We start from the raw sequence: 16748 nt of genomic DNA, 5'->3' as shown, positions 1-16748 counted from the left end.
TGGTTAGTTTTGCCCCTTCCCCCCCTTGCCGGCCGTCGTAGCAGCCATGGCTGAGTTGCAAGCCCGCTGGCATCAGAGCCTCACGGAGATCCCGGAGCACCGCTGGGACGCCCTGCTGGCTGCTGCCCACCCCCAGAGCTTGCCGTTTTACCGCTGGCGCTGGCTGCACCAGCTCGAGTCCAGCGGCAGCATCGTGCCGCGCGAGGGATGGCAGAGCTGCCATCTGGGGCTGTGGCGCGGAGGGGAGCTGCTGGCGGTGGCCCCCCTGTATCTCAAGGGGCACAGCTACGGCGAATTTGTGTTCGACCAGAGCTTCGCCCAGCTCGCCGGACAACTGGGCCTGCGCTACTACCCGAAGTTGGTGGGGATGAGCCCGGTGAGCCCGGTGCAGGGCTACCGCTTCCTGATCGATCCCGCTGAAGATGCTGCCGCGCTCACGGCCCTGATGCTGGAGCTGATCGACGACTTCTGCCGTCAGCAGGGCATCCTCAGCTGCAACTTTCTCTATGTCGACCCCCAGTGGCAGCTCTTGGCTGAGGCGGCTGGTTGTGCGGCCTGGGTCAACCAGCAGAGCCTGTGGACCAATCCCGGCCACAGCGATTTCGACGCCTACCTGGCCAGTTTCAATGCCAACCAGCGCCGCAACATCAAGCGGGAGCGCCAGGCGGTGGGGGCTGCTGGTCTGACGGTCACCCCACTGGCGGGGGACGCCATTCCCCCTGCCCTGGTGCGGCGCATGCACGATTTCTACGCCCAGCACTGCAGCCGCTGGGGTCCCTGGGGTAGCAAATACCTAAGCGAGACGTTCTTTGAAGCCCTGGCCACCGACCCTGAGCTGCGCCGGCATCTGGTGCTGTTCAGTGCCCACCGCGGCGAACCGACGCAGCCTGTGGCGATGTCGCTCTGCGTGCATGCCGGCGATCAGCTGTGGGGGCGCTACTGGGGCAGCGACGAGGAGATCGACTGCCTGCACTTCGAGGTCTGCTACTACGCGCCGATCGCCTGGGCGATCGAACGGGGCATCCGTGGGTTCGATCCCGGGGCCGGCGGCAGCCACAAACGCCGCCGTGGCTTTGTGGCCCAGCCCCGCGTCAGCCTGCACCGCTGGAGTGATCCGCGCTTTGCCGGGATCCTGCGCCGCTGGTTGCCAGGGGCCAATACCGAGATGGCTGAGGCCATGGCGGCGATGAATGCTGAGTTGCCCTTCACGGCTTCCTACGATCCACCCCATGCCTGATGTGCCCTTCACCCGCCAAGAGCTCGACGAGCAGCTCTCCCAGCGGTTCATCGATCTGGATCCCGCCGGCTATTTCCTGATTCGTATCGATCGGGAGGCGGCCGAGCTGGTGGCCGAGCACTACGGCAATGGCATTGATGAGCGCGGGCTGGCCACCGATCCAGACACCGGTGAGGTGTTGAGCTGCTGTGGCGGCGGTCCCCGCCGGCCGGTGGCCGTGTATCGGGCTCGATCCGCCAAGCAGCTGGGAATTGCCCTCACGGAGGGATCTGGCCCCCACCCCCTGAGCCGCCTGGATCACGCCCTGTATCTCGGCCGAGAACTCCAGCGCGCCGAGGCCTGCCTGGAGCAGGGCCTCGACTATGTGCAGGACTGAACGCGTGCAGGACTGAGTGCTTGAGGCCAGTTAGGCCGGCTGTAATTCGCGGCTGGGTTCAGCCGGAGCCTTGGGCGGATCGGGCGGCAGGGTGGTGAGTTGCTCCTCGATTTCGCGGCGCACGATGGCGCGGTATTCGAGGAAATGCTCGTTGTGCGCCAGGATGGAAAGGAACCCGGTGAAGCGCTTGGGGTTGTGCTTCGCCATGCCGTAGAGGGCTTTCCAGAAGCGCACCCGTGTGTTCCGCTTCACCCCCTGGCGCCAGAGAATGATGCCGAGAGCGCGCAGATCAATCCAGCTGGGAGGCTTCGACGGACGGCTGCCCGGAACGACGAGTTCCTTGTATTTCTGGGGCGGTAGTTTCAGGAAGTACGAATAAACGCGATCAATAAAAGCATTGGGTTCGTAGAGCGCGCCAAAGGCGTCCACGTATTCATTGGCGATATCACGAATTGGCCGCGTGGGGATGAAGTTGAGCAGGTTGGTCTGGTTGACGCCTTTGGCGGCGGCTTTGCCTTCGATCAGCCGGCCTTCCTTGTCAAGGCGATGCCAGAGGGCTGTGTTGGGGAGAGCCTGCAGCATGCCCATCATCGCGTGGGGAATGCCGGTGCGGGTCACAAATTCAACGATCCGGCGACCAGCCCCTTCTTTCTCACCATCGAAGCCGATGATGAATCCCGCCATCACCCGCAGGCCATAGGACGTGATCTTGTTGACCGAATCCTCCAGGGAACTGCGGGTGTTCTGAAGTTTGCCGGCGGTTTCCAGGCTGGATTCGTCGGGGGTTTCGATGCCCAGGAAGACGCTCTCAAAGCGACATTCCACCATCATCTGCATCAGATCGTCGTCGGCGGCGAGGTCAACCGAGGCTTCGGTGGCGAAGCTGAAGGGAAAACCATGGTCGATCTGCCACTGGCGCAGCAGGGGCAGCAATAGCTTCACGTTGCGCTTGTTGCCGATGAAGTTGTCATCCACCAGAAACACGGAGCGCCGCCAGCCGAGGTCGTAAAGCGATTGGAGCTCAGCAACCAGTTGCTCTGGCGCTTTGGTGCGTGGCTTGCGGCCATATAGCACAATGATGTCGCAGAACTCGCACTGGAAGGGGCAGCCTCGGGAGAACTGCACCGACATTTCCGAATAGGCGTCCAGCTCGAGCAGGTCGAAGCGCGGGATCGGTGTTCCGGTGACATCCGGCTTGACCCCATCGGAGCTGAATCGGCCTTGGCGTTCGCCCCGCTCCAAGGCTTCAATGAACATCGGTAGGGTGATTTCGCCCTCGTCGAGGATCTTGAAATCGGCCAGATCGAGTTCCGGCGCATCCGGGGTTGAACTCGCAAACGGGCCGCCCACGGCCACCGGGATGCCGCGCTGTTTGGCCTTGGCGATCTGCACCGCCATGTCGCCCTTTTGCACGATCATGCCGGAGATCACCACCAGCTCTGCCCAGTCCCACTCGGCATCGGTGACCTCGCGCACATTGCGGTCCACCAGCTTCATCTCCCAGCTCTGGGGCAGCAGGGCCGCCACCGTTACCAAGCCGAGCGGGGGGAGAAGGACCTTCCGATCGATCAGCTCGAGGATTTTTTCGTAGCTCCAGAAGGTTTTCGGGAACTCGGGGTAGACAAACAGGGTGCGCATACAGGCAGCAGAGCTGGAAAGGGGCTGAACCAGGGCGCTTGGACTGCGCTGGGATGCGTCTCGAATGGAGTCAAGCCTAGGTGGTTCACGGAAGGGCTGATGGTGCCCGCTTTCTGCTGTAATGGCTGAACCTTTGACAGGGCAGCCATGGGTGTCGCGATCTATCTGGGCCTCGTTGGTGGTGGTTTGGCCGTGGCCATCGCCGCCTCGATCGTGCTGCGCGGCATCAAGCTGATCTGAGTTCCAGCCGCAATCGGCCCCGCTGGCGCAGTTCGATCAAGCCGACCACCAGCCCGGCTGTTCCCAGTAGGGCAAACGTGCCGCGCAGGCCCAGCGTGAGGCTCAGGGTGGCCGCCAGCAATCCACTCAGCCCGCCACCGCCGAGGAAGGCGATCTGGCCCAGCCCCGCCATGCGGCCTCTGATCGCCATGGGTGCCCCCACCTGGCTGATCAGGTTCACCCCCGACAGCAGGCAGGCGGTGCCGGCTCCGATCGCAAAGGTGGCCACCAGCCCCAGGCTGCTGGTGGCTGGTTGGCTGAAGCGGGCCATGGCCAGCTGGGCGGCGGCCGTTACCACCGTGCAGCTGCCCAGTAGCAGGGCCGGCCGCTGACTCAGCCAGCGGCTGTGCCGTTGCAGCACGAGTCCGCCGCTGATGCTGCCGGCGGCCAGCACGCTGGTGAACAGGCCCAGGGCCTGGGGGGATGGACCCAGGAGATCCCGGGCCATCAGCGGCGCCAGGCCTGGGTGAAAAAATCCCACCAGGCAGGCCAGCGCCGTGTAGCGCAACACGTGCCGCAGTACCGGCCCACTGCCTGTCCAGGCGGCCCTGAGGCTGCTGCCAGCACCGGCGACGCTGCGGTGCTCCTGGGTTCGGTTGGGCTTGATCAGCCACAGCACTGAAGCGATGGGCAGCAGGTAGGTGGCGGCATCGATCGCCAGCGCCGGTCCCGCCCCCGTCCAGGCCAGCAGCCAGCCCCCCAGGGGCGGGCCCACCAGCTTGCCCACGTTGAACACCACCGAAAAGCTGGTGATGTAGGGCGCCAACTGGCCAGGACCGTCCACCAGTAGGGCGCAGTATTTGTTGCGGGCGGTGAGCTCGTAGGCGCTGGCAACGCCCACCAGCAAGGTGCTGAGCAGCAGCAGGCTGATCTGCAGGGCCCCATCGCTGAGGGGAATGGCAATGGCGCCGAGCATGCCGGCCCCGAACAGCCCCCACTGGGAGCGGATCAGCACGGTTTCGCAGCCCAGTCGGTCGGTGACCACGCCGGCCGGGCCACTGACCAGCAATGTCGGCATGGCCAGGGCCGCGAAATGCAGGGCCAGCACCATCGGGTTGCCGCTGCCGTCCATCAGGATCCAGCCCTTGGCGGTGAGACCAGCAAACGATCCGGCTGTACTCAGCCCCGACGCCACCAGAAAGGTGGTGCGTTGATGCTCACGCCATCTCAAGCGCCGCCCCGCAGCGAGGCCTGGGCTTCATCCACCATCGCCCGGGCACCCACCACCTCACCGATCAGGTCGTAGGTGTCGGCGGCGGTGAGCCGCACCGGCACGAGTGTGCCTGGAGAGGCGCAGAGGCCGCCTTCGCCGGGAAACACCCGCACCTCGCCATCCACCTCGGGGGCGTAGCGGGCGCAGCGCCCGATCATTTCACCGGTGCTGGGGTTCTCCTGCTCAATCAGCACATCCACGATGCGGCCCACCCAGGCGGCATTGCGTGCGGCGGCGATGGGTTGCTGCAGGGCCATCAGGCGGTCTTTGCGCTCCTGGGCCACCTCGGCGGGCACCTGATCCGGGAGCTCGGCTGCGGGTGTCCCCTCTTCAGCTGAGAAGGTGAACACACCCACGTGGTCGAACTGCTGCTCGGCCACGAAATCCAGCAGGTGCTGGAACTGTTCCTCCGTTTCGCCGGGGAAGCCCACGATGAAGGTGGTGCGCAGCACCGCCTCGGGCAGCTGCTCGCGGATGCGGCGCAGCACGCCGCCGGTCACTTCGGCCTGCCAGGGGCGGTTCATCGCCCGCAGCACCTCCGGGTGGCTGTGCTGCAGCGGCAGATCTAGATACGGCAGCACGTTGGGCACCTCGCGGTAGGCCGCCAGCACCTCCGGTGTGAGGCCGGTGGGGTAGGCGTAGTGCACCCGGATCCAGGGGATCTCCACCTTTGCTAGCGCCCGCAGCAGCTCAGCCAGCTGGGGCTTGCCGTAGAGATCGAGGCCGTAATTGGTGGTGATCTGGCTGATCAGCACCAGTTCCTGCACGCCCTGGGCCGCGAGGGCTTGGGCCTCGGCCACGATGCTCTCGCTCGGCCTGGAGCGCTGGTCGCCGCGCAGGTGGGGAATGATGCAGAAGGCGCAGCGGTAGTCGCAGCCCTCCGCCACCTTCAGGTAGGCCACCGCCTCACTGGTGGTGCGGTAGCGGGGCAGGTGCTCGTCGCCCACGAAGGTGGGCTTGGCGCTCACCTGATTCACCCGTTCGCCAGCTTCCACCCGCTCCAGCACCGAAACGATGTGCTGGTAGTCGCCGGTGCCCACGATCGCCTTGGCCTCGGGCAGCGATTCGAGCAGCTCCTCCTGGAAGTGCTGGGCCAGGCATCCGGCGATGATCAGCTCCTTGCCTTGCTCTGCCAGCTCCACCAGGGTGCGCACCGACTCCTCACGCGCCTCCTGGATGAAGCTGCAGGTGTTCACCACCACCACGGTGGCGTCGGTTTCATCAGCACTCACCCCGTAGCCGGCCTCGGCCAGAAGACCGAGCATGTGCTCGGTATCCACCCGGTTCTTCTCGCAGCCCAGGTGGGCGAAGGCAACGGTCTTTTTGCTCATCATTTGCTGATCCATCTGACCCCAGCGGCCCGGGCAGCCGACCTTCCACCCTATGGGGGCGTGGGCGGATGGGGCTGCGAGAATGCTGTTAATGCAGCCGTTGCCGTGACCACCACCCGCCTCAGCCAGCGCCTCAATTCCACCCGGCGCCGCAGCGATCCGGCCCGTCGCTGGGCCCGGGTGGCCATGGCTGTCCTGGCCACCATCGGCGCCATCGACACCGGTGCCATCACCCTCAAGCGCTGGGGGCTGCTCGGCCCGCTGAGTTGTCCCGGTGGGGCCGAAGGCTGCGACAAGGTGCTGAACAGCGCCTGGGGCAGCCTGCTGGGCCAGCCCCTCTCCCTGTTTGGTTGCCTGGCCTACGTGGCCGTGCTGGTGCTGGCGGTGTTGCCGCTGGTGCTCCGCGGTGATTCCCGCGCCGCCCTGGCCCAGCGCAGCTGGTGGGGGCTGCTGCTGCTGAGCACGGGCATGGCGGTGTTCAGCCTGCTGTTGATGGGGCTGATGGTGGTGAAGATCCAGGCCTTCTGTTTCTTCTGCGTGCTGTCGGCCACGCTGAGCCTGGCGCTGTTTGTGATCAGCCTGGTGGGCGGTGAATGGGACGACCGCGGCCAGGTGGTGTTCCGGGCTGTGATTGTGGCCCTGCTGGTGGCGATGCTCGGCCTGGGCTGGGCTGCCTCGGTGGATCGTCCCGCGGCGGTGCAGGGCGCCGGCGTGCCCCCTGTCGTGGAGACCGCCAGCAGCCCCGAGGCGATCGGCTTGGCCGACCATCTCACCCGCATCGGTGCCGTGATGTACACGGCCTATTGGTGTCCCCATTGCCACGAGCAGAAGGAGCTTTTCGGCAAGGAGGCCGCTGCCAAGCTCACCTTGGTGGAATGTGCCGCTGATGGTCAGAACAGCCAGAAAGCCCTCTGCGACACCAAGAACATCGAGGGTTTCCCCAGCTGGGAGATCAACGGCAAGCTCGATTCCGGTGTGAAGTCGTTGGCCCAGCTGGCCCAGCTCTCTGGATACCCCGGGCGGGTGCCCTAACCCCGCTCAGAGCAGGGGCGACGTGGAGGGCGGTTGGTGTTGTCGCTGGTCGGTGTGGCGCTGCCAGAAGGGCTGGGCTGCGGGGGCATCGGTGCGGTGGTGCCCGCCGCGGCTCTCGCTGCGAAAGAGGGCGGCTTCGACCAAGAGCCCGGCCAGCACCAGGCGCTGATGCAACTCCTGCAACCGTTTCAGGGCTGGCAGGTCGGCGGCGGCGAGCTGAAGGGAGTGGCCAGGCGTGAGCGCTTGGAGTTGCTGCCAGGCAGGGCCGGCTTCCAGTTGCTGGCGCTGGCAGCGCACGTTCAAGAGGGCAGGCGCCAAGGCGTGGGCACTGCGTTCGACGCCCGCCACCTGCCAGCACAGGTCCCGTAGGGCGCTGATTTGGGCTTCCAAGGCCCCCAGCTGGGGTAGGCCCAGCCCGGCCATCTCGGGCAGATCCTGTTCCCCGCTGGTGTCGTGTTGGGTTGGGCGGGGCTGGTCTGGTGCCGGCGGCAGGTGGATGGTTCGCAATTGCCGGGCAAACACCAGGCACTCCATCAGGGAGTTGCTGGCCAGGCGGTTGGCGCCATGTACGCCGGTGCAGGCCACCTCCCCCACGGCGTAGAGCCCGGGCAGGCTGGTGGCGGCGTGCAGATCCGTCCAGATGCCCCCCATCCAGTAGTGGGCGGCGGGCGCCACGGGGATTGGTGCGCGGGTGGGGTCGAGCCCCAGTTCGCGGCAGCGCCCCAGGATTGTGGGGAACTGCTGCTCCAGTCGGGAGACGCCCACGGGCCGCAAATCCAGCCAGAGATGGTCCACGCCCAGCGCCCGCATGCGCCGGGCCAGGGCTCGGCTGACGGCGTCCCGGGGGGCCAGATCACCGCCCGGCAGGCCATCCACAGGGCTGTTGCCCGCCCCATCCACTAGGTGGGCCCCTTCACCGCGCACGGCTTCGGAGATCAGAAAATGGGGGGCTCCCGGCAGCATCAGGGCTGTTGGATGGAATTGCACGAATTCCAGATCGCGCACCACCGCTCCTGCCTGCCAGGCCATCACCACCCCATCGCCGCTGGCCAGGTTCGGGTTAGTGGTGTGGGCAAACAGGTGGCCGCCTCCCCCGGTGGCCAGCACCACGGCCCGCGCCCCCAGCCAGTGGATCCTGTTGCCTTCGAGCACCTGCAGGCCCACGCAGCGGCCGTGCTCCATCCAGAGCTGTAGCGCCACCACACCCTTGCGCTGCTCGAGCAGGGGCTGCCTCAGCACCTCCCGCTCTAGGGCATCCACCAGGGCGCCGCCGGTGCGGTCCTGGGCATGCAGCACGCGCCGGTGACTGTGGGCGGCTTCGAGGGTGGTGCTGAGGCCATCGCCGTCGCGGTCAAAGGCCATCCCCAGTTGGAGCAGGCGCTCCACGCAGGCAGGAGCCTCATGCACCAGCAGTTCCACGGCCGCCCGGTCGCACAGGCCGGCGCCGGCACTCAGGGTGTCGGCGATGTGGCTGGCGAAGCTGTCGTTGGGCCGGGTCACGGCGGCGATGCCCCCCTGGGCCCAGCGACTGGCCGATCGGGGGGTGCTACCGGGATCGCTGTCTTTGCTCAGCAGCAGAACGCGTAGATGGCTGGGCAACTCCAGGCAGGCCATCAGGCCGGCAGCTCCGCTGCCAACCACCACCACATCCCAGAACTGCTCTGCCATGGCGGCTGAAGGCATCCGGCAAGGACCGGCACTAAAAAAGCCGCCGGAAGGCCCCGACGGCTTTCAAGGTGGCAGTCAGCTTAGGGCTCAGCGGTATTGGCCATCGTTGATGCGGTCGTCGCCCTCGTTGAGGGCAATCGATGCCTCAGTGACGGTGAAGTTGTCCTTGTACTTGTTGAACAGTTCCTTCTGACGGTCGGTCAGATCCAGGCTGAGCACATCATCGACGCTCTGATAGGGACCACCCAGGACGATCTTGCCGGCCAGGGTGGGATACATGCCGGGATAATCCTGGAAGCGACGGACGGAGCAATTGTTGAGGTCCACCTTGCCGGCCCGCTCGGCGATTTTGTCGTCGGCCAGGTTGCGCCGGTCGGCGGCATAGGCGGCGGGGGGAATCAACAACGTGATCAGGAGGCCGGCCAGCACCACCCCACTCATCAGCCAGGCAACCAGCCGTTTCATCACGACACTCCGTTGAACTACGGGACGGGAGGTGGTCGAAGCCACCAGAGTTCAACGTTACAGAGCTGAGACTGGATCCCTGGGCTGGCTGCCCCAGGATTTTGCAGATCTTCAGATCAGCCCGCTCAGGTTGGGCGCCAGTAGGGCCGCCAGCAGAAACAGGGCGTCTACTGCGAGGGTGGTGGCCAGGGCGGAGGCGGTGATGCGCCCCACCGGCCCCCGCTGCCAGAGCCAGCGGCAGGCCTGCAGCAACAGCGCCCCGCAGAGCAACACCAGGGCCAGGGGCAGGGGAGCCAGCACCTGCTGGGCGGCGGCCTGCAGCAGCAGCGGAGCATCCGCAGGGCTGGCACTCAGCACCTGGGGCCAAAAGGGCATCACGCCTGTGGCCGCCATGGCGGCATCTGTGAAGGCCGTCCCCATCAGGGAGCCCAGATAAAAGCCGCAGGCCAACTTCCAGCGTCCCTGCAGCCCCGCAAGGGCCAGCGGCAGAGCGAAGGCCTCAATCGGCAGATGCCAAAGGGGATGCAACCGAACCCAGCCCCAGAACAGACACCCCCCCAGCCAGCTGCCGCAGAACCCCACCAGCAGCTCGCCGCTGCGGCGGATCCGGGGGTTGGGGTGGTGGGCCAGCGCCAGGGCAAAAGCCAGCAGCGGCACGGTGAACAGCGCAGCGCTGAAGGGGGCCAGCCGCACCCAAGGGGCCTGCAGGAACACCGGCAGGGTGACCAACACGCCGCTGATCAGGATCAGTCCAGGGTTCTGAGCCGCCTGGAGCCACGCCCAGGCGCCATTGCTGGCCCATGGCGTCGACGCCAAAAACCCGTTGCCCACCGCGGCAAGCGGTTGGCCCAGAGCCGGAGACTGTGCGCTGGGACGGACCCCGACCACCAAGGGATGTAAAGAAAGTTGTCCAACCTTAAGGGGTCGAGCGGGGGCTCCGGCCATAGGGTCGGCCGAGTTTGCCCGGCACCGCATGGCCCTGTTTGCCGTTCTTCCGGATCTGACCCCCCCGATCATCGGGATTTGGGAAGCCTGCTTTCGATCGCTCATCCTCGGCGTGGTGCAGGGGCTGACGGAGTTTTTGCCGATCAGCAGCACGGCCCATCTCAAGGTGGTGCCGGTGCTGCTGGGCTGGGGGGATCCAGGGGTGGCGGTGACTGCCGTGATCCAACTGGGCAGCATTGCGGCGGTGCTCGGCTATTTCCGTGCCGACCTGGCTGAGGTGCTGCGCGGGGTGGCCAGGGCCTTCCGCTATGGCCAATGGAGCGATCCCTCCGCCCGCATGGGGGTTGCCATCGCCCTGGGCACCGTGCCGATCGTGTTGGCGGGTCTGGCTTTGAAGCTCTGGGTGCCGGGTTACGACAACTCGCCGCTGCGCAGCATGGGTTCGATCGCGGTCGTGTCCATCGTGATGGCCCTGTTGTTGGCCTGGGCTGAATGGGTGGGCAGCCGCCGCCGGCAGCTCGACGACGTGCAGCCCCGTGATGGTCTGTGGGTGGGTCTGGCCCAGACCCTGGCGCTCGTACCCGGCGTCTCCCGCTCCGGCAGCACCCTCACCGCTGCTCTCTTCGACAGCTGGCAGCGCCAGGCGGCGGCCCGCTTCTCCTTCTTGTTGGGCATTCCGGCGATCACCCTGGCCGGACTGGTGTCGTTAAAGGAGGCCTTCAGTGCCCCCTCCGGCGGCGGCGTGGTGCCCATGCTGGTGGGAATCGCGGCCGCGGCGGTGGTGTCGTGGGTCGCGATTGCCTGGTTGCTGCGTTTCCTGCAGCACCACAGCACCTGGGTGTTTGTGATCTACCGGCTGCTGTTCGGCGTTGCCATCCTGATCTGGTTGGGCGCCAGAGTAAATGGCTAGTTCTTTGCGTACCACCTCCCGCCGTGTGGAATGAGCCCTCTGCGGGGATTGCCCTGGCTGCCCTCGATGGCACGTCCCCCCGGTTGCCGGCCCCAGCCGTGGTGGCCACGGTGGAGCCAGGCTCCATCGGTGAAGAGCTCGGCTTTCAGCCCGGCGATCGGCTGCTCAGCATCAACGGCAAACGCCCGCGGGATCTGATCGACCTGCAGTTTCTGGTGGGTGAGGAGGAGCTCACCCTCGAGGTGGAAGATTCCGATGGCACCCGCCACACGGTGGAGCTGGAGAAGGATCTCGACGAAGGCCTGGGCCTGGGCTTCACCGAGGCCCTGTTCGACGGGCTCAAGCAGTGCAACAACGCCTGCCCCTTCTGTTTCATCGATCAGCAGCCGCCAGGGCGCCGCAGCAGCCTCTACCTCAAAGACGACGACTATCGCCTCAGTTTTCTTTACGGCTCCTATCTGACGCTCACCAACCTCACCGCCGCCGACTGGCAGCGCATTGAGGAGCAGCGGCTCTCCCCCTTGTTTGTTTCGGTGCATGCCACCGAGCCGGAGTTGCGCAGCCGCTTGCTGGTGAATCCACGGGCTGGCCTGCTGCTCGAGCAGTTGGGCTGGTTTGCCCAGCGGGATCTGCAGATCCACGCCCAGGTGGTGGTGTGCCCTGGGATCAACGACGGCCCGGCGTTGCAGCAGACCCTGCACGATCTGGCCGCGTTCGCCGCTGGGGAGTGGCCCGCGGTGCTCTCGGTGGCGGTGGTGCCGGTGGGCCTCACCCGCTTTCGTCCCGATGGGGATGCGTTGGTGCCTGTTAATCGCCACGCCGCGCGCCAGGTGATCGCCCTTGTGGAACCCCTGCAGCAACAGTTCCAGCAAGACCTGGGCAGCCGTTTTGCCTGGTTGTCGGATGAGTGGTACCTGATGGCCGGCCTGCCCCTACCGCCCCGGGCGGAGTATGAGGATTTGCCCCAACAGGAAAACGGTGTGGGCAGCATTCGCGCCTTTCTGGAAGCGCTTGATGAGGCCACCCAAAACCTGCCCCAGGCCTTGCCCCGGCCGCGGCGCCTCAGCTGGGTGGTGGGCCAGTTGGTGGCCAAAGCGCTCGAGCCTGTGGTGGCACGGCTGAATGCTGTGGACGGCCTGGAGTTGATCCTGCAGGGCCTACCCAGCCCCTATTGGGGCCAGGAGCAGGTGGTGACGGGCCTGTTGACGGGTTCGGATCTGCTGGCAGGCCTGTCGGGTCGCGATCTGGGCGAGGCCCTGCTGCTGCCGGCCGTGATGCTGCGCCAGGGGGAGCCAGTCTTCCTGGACGACCTCACCCTGGTTGAGCTGGAGCGCCAACTGCCTGTGCCCATCCGGCTGCTGGGGGGGGCAGACGACCTTGTGGCCTCCTGCTTCGATGAGAATTTTCGATCTCATTAAGATCTGGCCATCAGGCTGTATCAGGCGTGTCCAAATCCATCTCTCGACTCGCGCTCATCGGCCTGCTGGGGGCTCCGATGGTGGCGCTTGCCGCTGAGGCCCAGGATTCAGCTGCTTCACCCCCGTCTCAGGCGGAGGCTGGCTTGCCAATGCCTCCGCCGTTGCCCCTCGCCCCTGAAACGCCTCGGGGCGGTAGCCCCACCCAAGTGCGGGGGTACCGCCCCAAAGTCAATCCCACCCTGGTGACGCCGGCAGCCACCCAGCTGGCTCCTGGCCTGAACAACCTTCCAGCTCCAGCCTCCTTGGCCCTGCCGGTCAAGCCGGAGCAGGTGCGAATCCTCGAGTTGCGGCCCCTTGGTTTGCTGGAGGTCGAAAATCTGGCAGAGGTGAACAACCCCAATCTCAAGGCGATCGCCAGCCAGGTGGATCAGGCCCAGAGCAACCTGCGGGCCCAAATTGCTCAGTGGTATCCCAACCTCAACTTGCAAGCCAACTCGCTGCCGACCTTCACCACCGGTCAGGCGCGTTCGGATGCTGCCAACGGCACCACATCGATTTCAGCAACGGAACGCTGGTCCCTCGGTGCCGCTCTGACGGCCCAGTGGTCCCTGATCAATCCCCAGCGGGTCCCCACGATCGCGGCGGCCCGTGATCAGTTTGAAAAGGCCAAGTTCCAATACGTGATCGCTCTGAGGGATCTGCGACTGCAGACGGCGTCCATCTACTTCGATCTGCAGCAGGCCGATGATCAGGTGCGGATCGGCCAGGAGTCGGTGCGGGCTTCGATCGTGAGCCTGCGGGATGCTAAGGCCCGCTTCCAGGCCGGGGTAGCCACCAAGTTGGAGGTGCTGGAGGCCGAAACCCAGCTCTCCCGCGACCAGCAGTTGCTCACCAACTCCCTGGCGGCCCAGGCGATTGCGCGCCGCACGCTGGCGGCCCTGTTGGACCTGCCCCAGAACGTCACCCCAACCGCCAAGGATCCAGCCCGGGTGTTCGGGGTCTGGCAGCCCTCCTTGCAGGAGAGCATCATCGCGGCCTACACCTTCCGCGAAGAGCTCGATCAGGCCCTGCTCGACATCTCAATCGCCAACAGCCAGGCTAATGCGGCCCTGGGAGCCGTTCAGCCATTTCTCAATATTTTTGCCGGCTTCACCGGGAATGTCTTCAACGGCAACGAGTCCGTTGTCACGGCTCAGCCCGGCGCAGATGGCGCAAATTACGAAACGGCCCTCGGGCTCAACCTGAGCTGGCGGCTCTTTGACGGCGGTGCCGCCGTAGCCCAGTCGCGGCAGAACAAGCAGCTCGCGCAGGAGAACACCTTCCGCTTTGCCCAGCGCCGTGACGGCATCCGTCAAGAGGTGGAAACCAGCTTCTACGAGCTCGAAAAGAACAACCGCAACATCGTCACCACCTCCCGGGAAGTGATCTCAGCCCGGGAATCGCTGCGCTTGGCCCGTCTGCGCTTCCAGGCCGGTGTCACCACCCAACGGGAGGTGGTGGACAACCAGCGTGATCTCACCCAAGCCGAGGTGCGCTACTCCAATGCCATCACCGACTACAACAAGCGCTTGGCAGAGCTGCGTCGCCGAACTGGTCTCGATCAGGTGGCCAGCTGTACGCCCCAGTCTCTCCCTGCTGCGAAGCCAGTCGGTGCTTCCGATGTGCCCGTGGAACCCACTCCCTTGATCCCGGCCTGTCAGGCTGCCTCCCAAGGAGCGGTTTGAGCCGGTGAGCGCCACTTTGGCTGGTCAGCACCCGACTCTGGGCCTGGCCAATACCCTGCGTCTGGGGCTGTTTCAGGGCTGCCTTGGCTGTTTGGCCGTTGTTTTTGCTGGCCTGCTGAACCGGGTGATGCTGAGTGAGCTCGGCTTTCCTGGCCTGCTGGTTGGAGGCGCTCTGGCTTTTGAGCAGTTTGTTGCCCCATCCCGGGTGCTGTTTGGTCAGATCTCGGATGCCCATCCGGTTGGGGGCCGCCATCGCACGCCCTACATCTGGCTGGGTACGGCGCTGTTCTGTGGACTGGCCGTGCTGTCGATCCCTCTGATCTTTCATGTGGGTCGCTTGCTGGACAGCGCCTCCCAGCCGGAGTTGGGCCTTGGGATCGCTGGCCTGTGCGGGCTGTTTGCCTGCTATGGGTTGGCCATTTCTCTGGCCACCACCCCCTACCTCGCCCTGGTGATCGATCGCACCAGCGAAGTGGAGCGGCCCCGGGCGGTGGGCATCATCTGGTGCCTGCTCACGGTGGGCATCGTCATCGGCGCGATCGCCATCAGCCTCAACCTGCGCGGGCTGGATGGCATCACCGATCCAGCCCTTCTGGAGCCTGTGTTGCTGGGATTCATGGCCAAGGTGGTGGTGGTGGTGCTGGCCCTCACGGTGGTCGCCACCTTGGGGCTGGAGCCCGGTGGCGTCAGGGACCCGTCTGGTTTGGCTAGCGAGCGCCGCGATGACGCCATCACCCTCGCCCAGACCTGGGCTCTGATCACGTCCAGCCGTCAGGTGCTGGTGTTTTTCTCCTTTCTGGTGCTGTTCACCCTGGCGCTGTTTCTCCAGGACCCCATCCTGGAAAGTTATGGCGCCGACGTGTTTGGCATGCCGATAGCCGCCACGGCCTCCCTCAATGCGTTCTGGGGCATGGGCACGCTGGTGGGCCTGTTGCTCGCCGGCCTCTGGATCGTGCCAAGGCTTGGCAAGTTGGCCACAGCCCGGCTGGGCTGTCAGCTGATTCTCGCCAGCCTCGTGCTTCTGGCCCTTGCTGGTTTAGTGGGTCGGGTGCCCGTGCTTCAGCTGGTGATGCTGCTGTTTGGTCTGGCGGCGGGCATCGGCACCAACAGCGCCCTGGTGCTGATGCTGGATCTCACCCTGCCGGAAGCGGCGGGCACCTTTGTGGGCGTCTGGGGATTGGCCCAGGCCCTCTCCAGGGCCCTCGGCAAGGTGGTGGGGGGTGGTTTGTTCGATCTGGCTCGGGCGCTGCAACAGGTCTTCGACCTGCCAGCCTCCACCTATGCCCCCTACGCGCTCGTGTTCAGTGCGGAGGCGGCTGTGGCTTTTGCGGCTTTGCTGTTGCTGAGCCGCGTCAACCTGCGTCAGTTCAGGGAGGATACGGGGAGGAGCCTCAGCAAGGTGCTGGCCCTCGAGCTCGGATGAACGCTGATCCCACCACCCTCCCGGCCCCGCATCTCAGTCCTGGTCTGGACGCCCTGCTCGATCGGGTGGCCGAGCGCCAACGCGCCGATTTTGGCCACATGGCCTCCGATCTCAAAGCGGATGGCAGCCTGATCACCGCCTGCGACCGCTGGAGTGACGCCACCCTGGTGGAGGGATTGGCCCAGCTGTATCCCGGCGAGGGAGTCCTCAGCGAAGAAGGGGACAAAACCGTGCCAGGGAGCGATGCTTACTGGGTGGTGGATCCGCTCGATGGCACCACGAATTTTGCCGCCGGCATCCCCTATTGGGCCATCTCCCTGGCACGTTTTGAGGGTGGTATCCCGGTGCTGGCGGTGCTGGATGTGCCGCCGCTGCGCCAACGCATCGTGGCCATCCGTGGTCAGGGAGCCTGGCGCAATTGCCGCTTGCTCCAGCCTCCGTCCCGGCAGAGCCACCCCGCCGGTTGTGCGTCGCTGTGCAGCCGCTCGATCGGGGTGTTGCAGAAACTGCCCAACCAACGCTTCCCCGGCAAGATCCGCCTGCTCGGCGTGGCCAGCCTCAATCTGGTGAGTGTGGCCATGGGCCAGACGGTGTCGGCCCTGGAGGCGACTCCCAAGATTTGGGATCTGGCCGCCGCCTGGTTGGTGCTCAGCGAGCTCGGCTGTCCGATCCGTTGGTTGGTGCGATCGCCGGAGGCCATCGCCGCCGGGTCCGATCTCTCAACGGCCGACTTCCCTGTGCTGGCGGCCGATCGACCGGACACCCTTGCCCGTTTCATGCCGTGGGCCGAGGCGCTTGTGGCCTGATCCTTGCTCAGCGGTCAGAGGGGGTGTTATGTTGTTGGACTGCGCGCAAGGGGAAACCCGAAAGCGAGCAGGCTTATGGCAGAAGGAGGCGAGAGCCGACGGTGTTGTAAGTTTTCTGAGTCGCCAGGAGGCGACGTTCCGCCTAGAGCTCCCGAGAGGGGGAGGAAGCGGAAGCACCTGGACAATCGAAAAGTTTAGGAACTGACGCTTTCACTGCGTCATGCCGAAGCTGGGAGCCTGCACCGCCTGAGAGGGAGGGTGTTGGAGCCAGTGGAAGAGCCGA

At 65.7% G+C, this 16748-nt stretch carries 15 protein-coding genes; 9 read left to right on the top strand and 6 right to left on the bottom strand.

The window, feature by feature from the left end; all coding sequences use genetic code 11:
- The first annotated feature begins 46 nt into the window (after positions 1-46).
- Together CJZ78_RS11765 and CJZ78_RS11760 are read left to right on the top strand one after the other, a co-directional pair.
- Entirely contained in the window at positions 47-1237 is a 1191-nt protein-coding gene (locus CJZ78_RS11765) for a GNAT family N-acetyltransferase (RefSeq protein WP_094561513.1), read from the top strand.
- Complete coding sequence (locus tag CJZ78_RS11760) at positions 1230-1613, top strand: DUF4346 domain-containing protein (RefSeq protein WP_094561512.1); 384 nt, start codon at positions 1230-1232, stop codon at positions 1611-1613. Before CJZ78_RS11765 ends, CJZ78_RS11760 begins: the two co-directional genes overlap by 8 nt.
- 30 nt (positions 1614-1643) lie before the next feature.
- Here the strand turns inward: CJZ78_RS11760 and CJZ78_RS11755 are convergent, their stop codons facing one another.
- Positions 1644-3251 (bottom strand): B12-binding domain-containing radical SAM protein, encoded by a 1608-nt coding sequence (locus tag CJZ78_RS11755; protein ID WP_094561511.1) that lies wholly within the window; start codon positions 3249-3251, stop codon positions 1644-1646.
- A 147-nt stretch (positions 3252-3398) separates the two neighbouring features.
- Between CJZ78_RS11755 and CJZ78_RS11750 the strand changes: the two genes are divergently transcribed.
- On the top strand, positions 3399-3491 hold the full coding sequence (locus CJZ78_RS11750) for a cytochrome B6 (protein ID WP_094561510.1): 93 nt from the start codon (positions 3399-3401) through the stop codon (positions 3489-3491).
- Here the strand turns inward: CJZ78_RS11750 and CJZ78_RS11745 are convergent.
- Together CJZ78_RS11745 and rimO are read right to left on the bottom strand one after the other, a co-directional pair.
- Complete coding sequence (locus tag CJZ78_RS11745; RefSeq protein ID WP_094561509.1) at positions 3478-4701, bottom strand: MFS transporter; 1224 nt, start codon at positions 4699-4701, stop codon at positions 3478-3480. The genes CJZ78_RS11750 and CJZ78_RS11745 overlap by 14 nt on opposite strands.
- Entirely contained in the window at positions 4698-6074 is a 1377-nt protein-coding gene (gene rimO, locus CJZ78_RS11740) for a 30S ribosomal protein S12 methylthiotransferase RimO (protein ID WP_233128767.1), read from the bottom strand. The genes CJZ78_RS11745 and rimO overlap by 4 nt, the downstream gene beginning before the upstream one ends.
- Before the next feature lie 105 nt (positions 6075-6179).
- Here rimO and CJZ78_RS11735 point away from each other — a divergent pair, with 105 nt between their 5' ends.
- On the top strand, positions 6180-7106 hold the full coding sequence (locus CJZ78_RS11735; RefSeq protein WP_233128766.1) for a vitamin K epoxide reductase family protein: 927 nt from the start codon (positions 6180-6182) through the stop codon (positions 7104-7106).
- A gap of 6 nt (positions 7107-7112) precedes the next feature.
- On the opposite strand, the gene nadB is transcribed toward CJZ78_RS11735, so the two are convergent.
- From nadB to CJZ78_RS11720, 3 genes are all read right to left on the bottom strand, one after another.
- Positions 7113-8789: an L-aspartate oxidase gene (nadB, locus tag CJZ78_RS11730; protein ID WP_233128765.1), complete on the bottom strand. Its 1677-nt coding sequence runs from the start codon at positions 8787-8789 to the stop codon at positions 7113-7115.
- Between the two features lie 72 nt (positions 8790-8861).
- Positions 8862-9239 (bottom strand): photosystem II complex extrinsic protein PsbU, encoded by a 378-nt coding sequence (psbU, locus tag CJZ78_RS11725; protein ID WP_094561507.1) that lies wholly within the window; start codon positions 9237-9239, stop codon positions 8862-8864.
- Between the two features lie 111 nt (positions 9240-9350).
- Complete coding sequence (locus CJZ78_RS11720) at positions 9351-10070, bottom strand: DUF3120 domain-containing protein (protein ID WP_369802064.1); 720 nt, start codon at positions 10068-10070, stop codon at positions 9351-9353.
- Positions 10071-10212: 142 nt separating this feature from the next.
- Here CJZ78_RS11720 and CJZ78_RS11715 point away from each other — a divergent pair, with 142 nt between their 5' ends.
- From CJZ78_RS11715 to CJZ78_RS11695, 5 genes are all read left to right on the top strand, one after another.
- On the top strand, positions 10213-11094 hold the full coding sequence (locus CJZ78_RS11715) for an undecaprenyl-diphosphate phosphatase (protein ID WP_094561505.1): 882 nt from the start codon (positions 10213-10215) through the stop codon (positions 11092-11094).
- 23 nt (positions 11095-11117) lie between these two features.
- Positions 11118-12512: a TIGR03279 family radical SAM protein gene (locus CJZ78_RS11710; protein ID WP_094561504.1), complete on the top strand. Its 1395-nt coding sequence runs from the start codon at positions 11118-11120 to the stop codon at positions 12510-12512.
- Positions 12513-12589: 77 nt separating this feature from the next.
- A complete protein-coding gene (locus tag CJZ78_RS11705) occupies positions 12590-14236 on the top strand; it encodes a TolC family protein (RefSeq protein WP_094561537.1) in 1647 nt (548 codons plus the stop codon).
- A 4-nt stretch (positions 14237-14240) separates the two neighbouring features.
- Positions 14241-15659: a BCD family MFS transporter gene (locus tag CJZ78_RS11700; RefSeq protein WP_233128763.1), complete on the top strand. Its 1419-nt coding sequence runs from the start codon at positions 14241-14243 to the stop codon at positions 15657-15659.
- A complete protein-coding gene (locus CJZ78_RS11695; RefSeq protein ID WP_094561503.1) occupies positions 15656-16465 on the top strand; it encodes an inositol monophosphatase family protein in 810 nt (269 codons plus the stop codon). Before CJZ78_RS11700 ends, CJZ78_RS11695 begins: the two co-directional genes overlap by 4 nt.
- Positions 16466-16748 lie beyond the last annotated feature (283 nt).

It is taken from the genome of Synechococcus sp. 8F6 (assembly GCF_002252665.1).
Classification (GTDB): domain Bacteria; phylum Cyanobacteriota; class Cyanobacteriia; order PCC-6307; family Cyanobiaceae; genus Cyanobium_A.
Note: the sequence above shows the minus strand (reverse complement) of the source record. Positions and strands in the feature narration are given on the sequence as shown.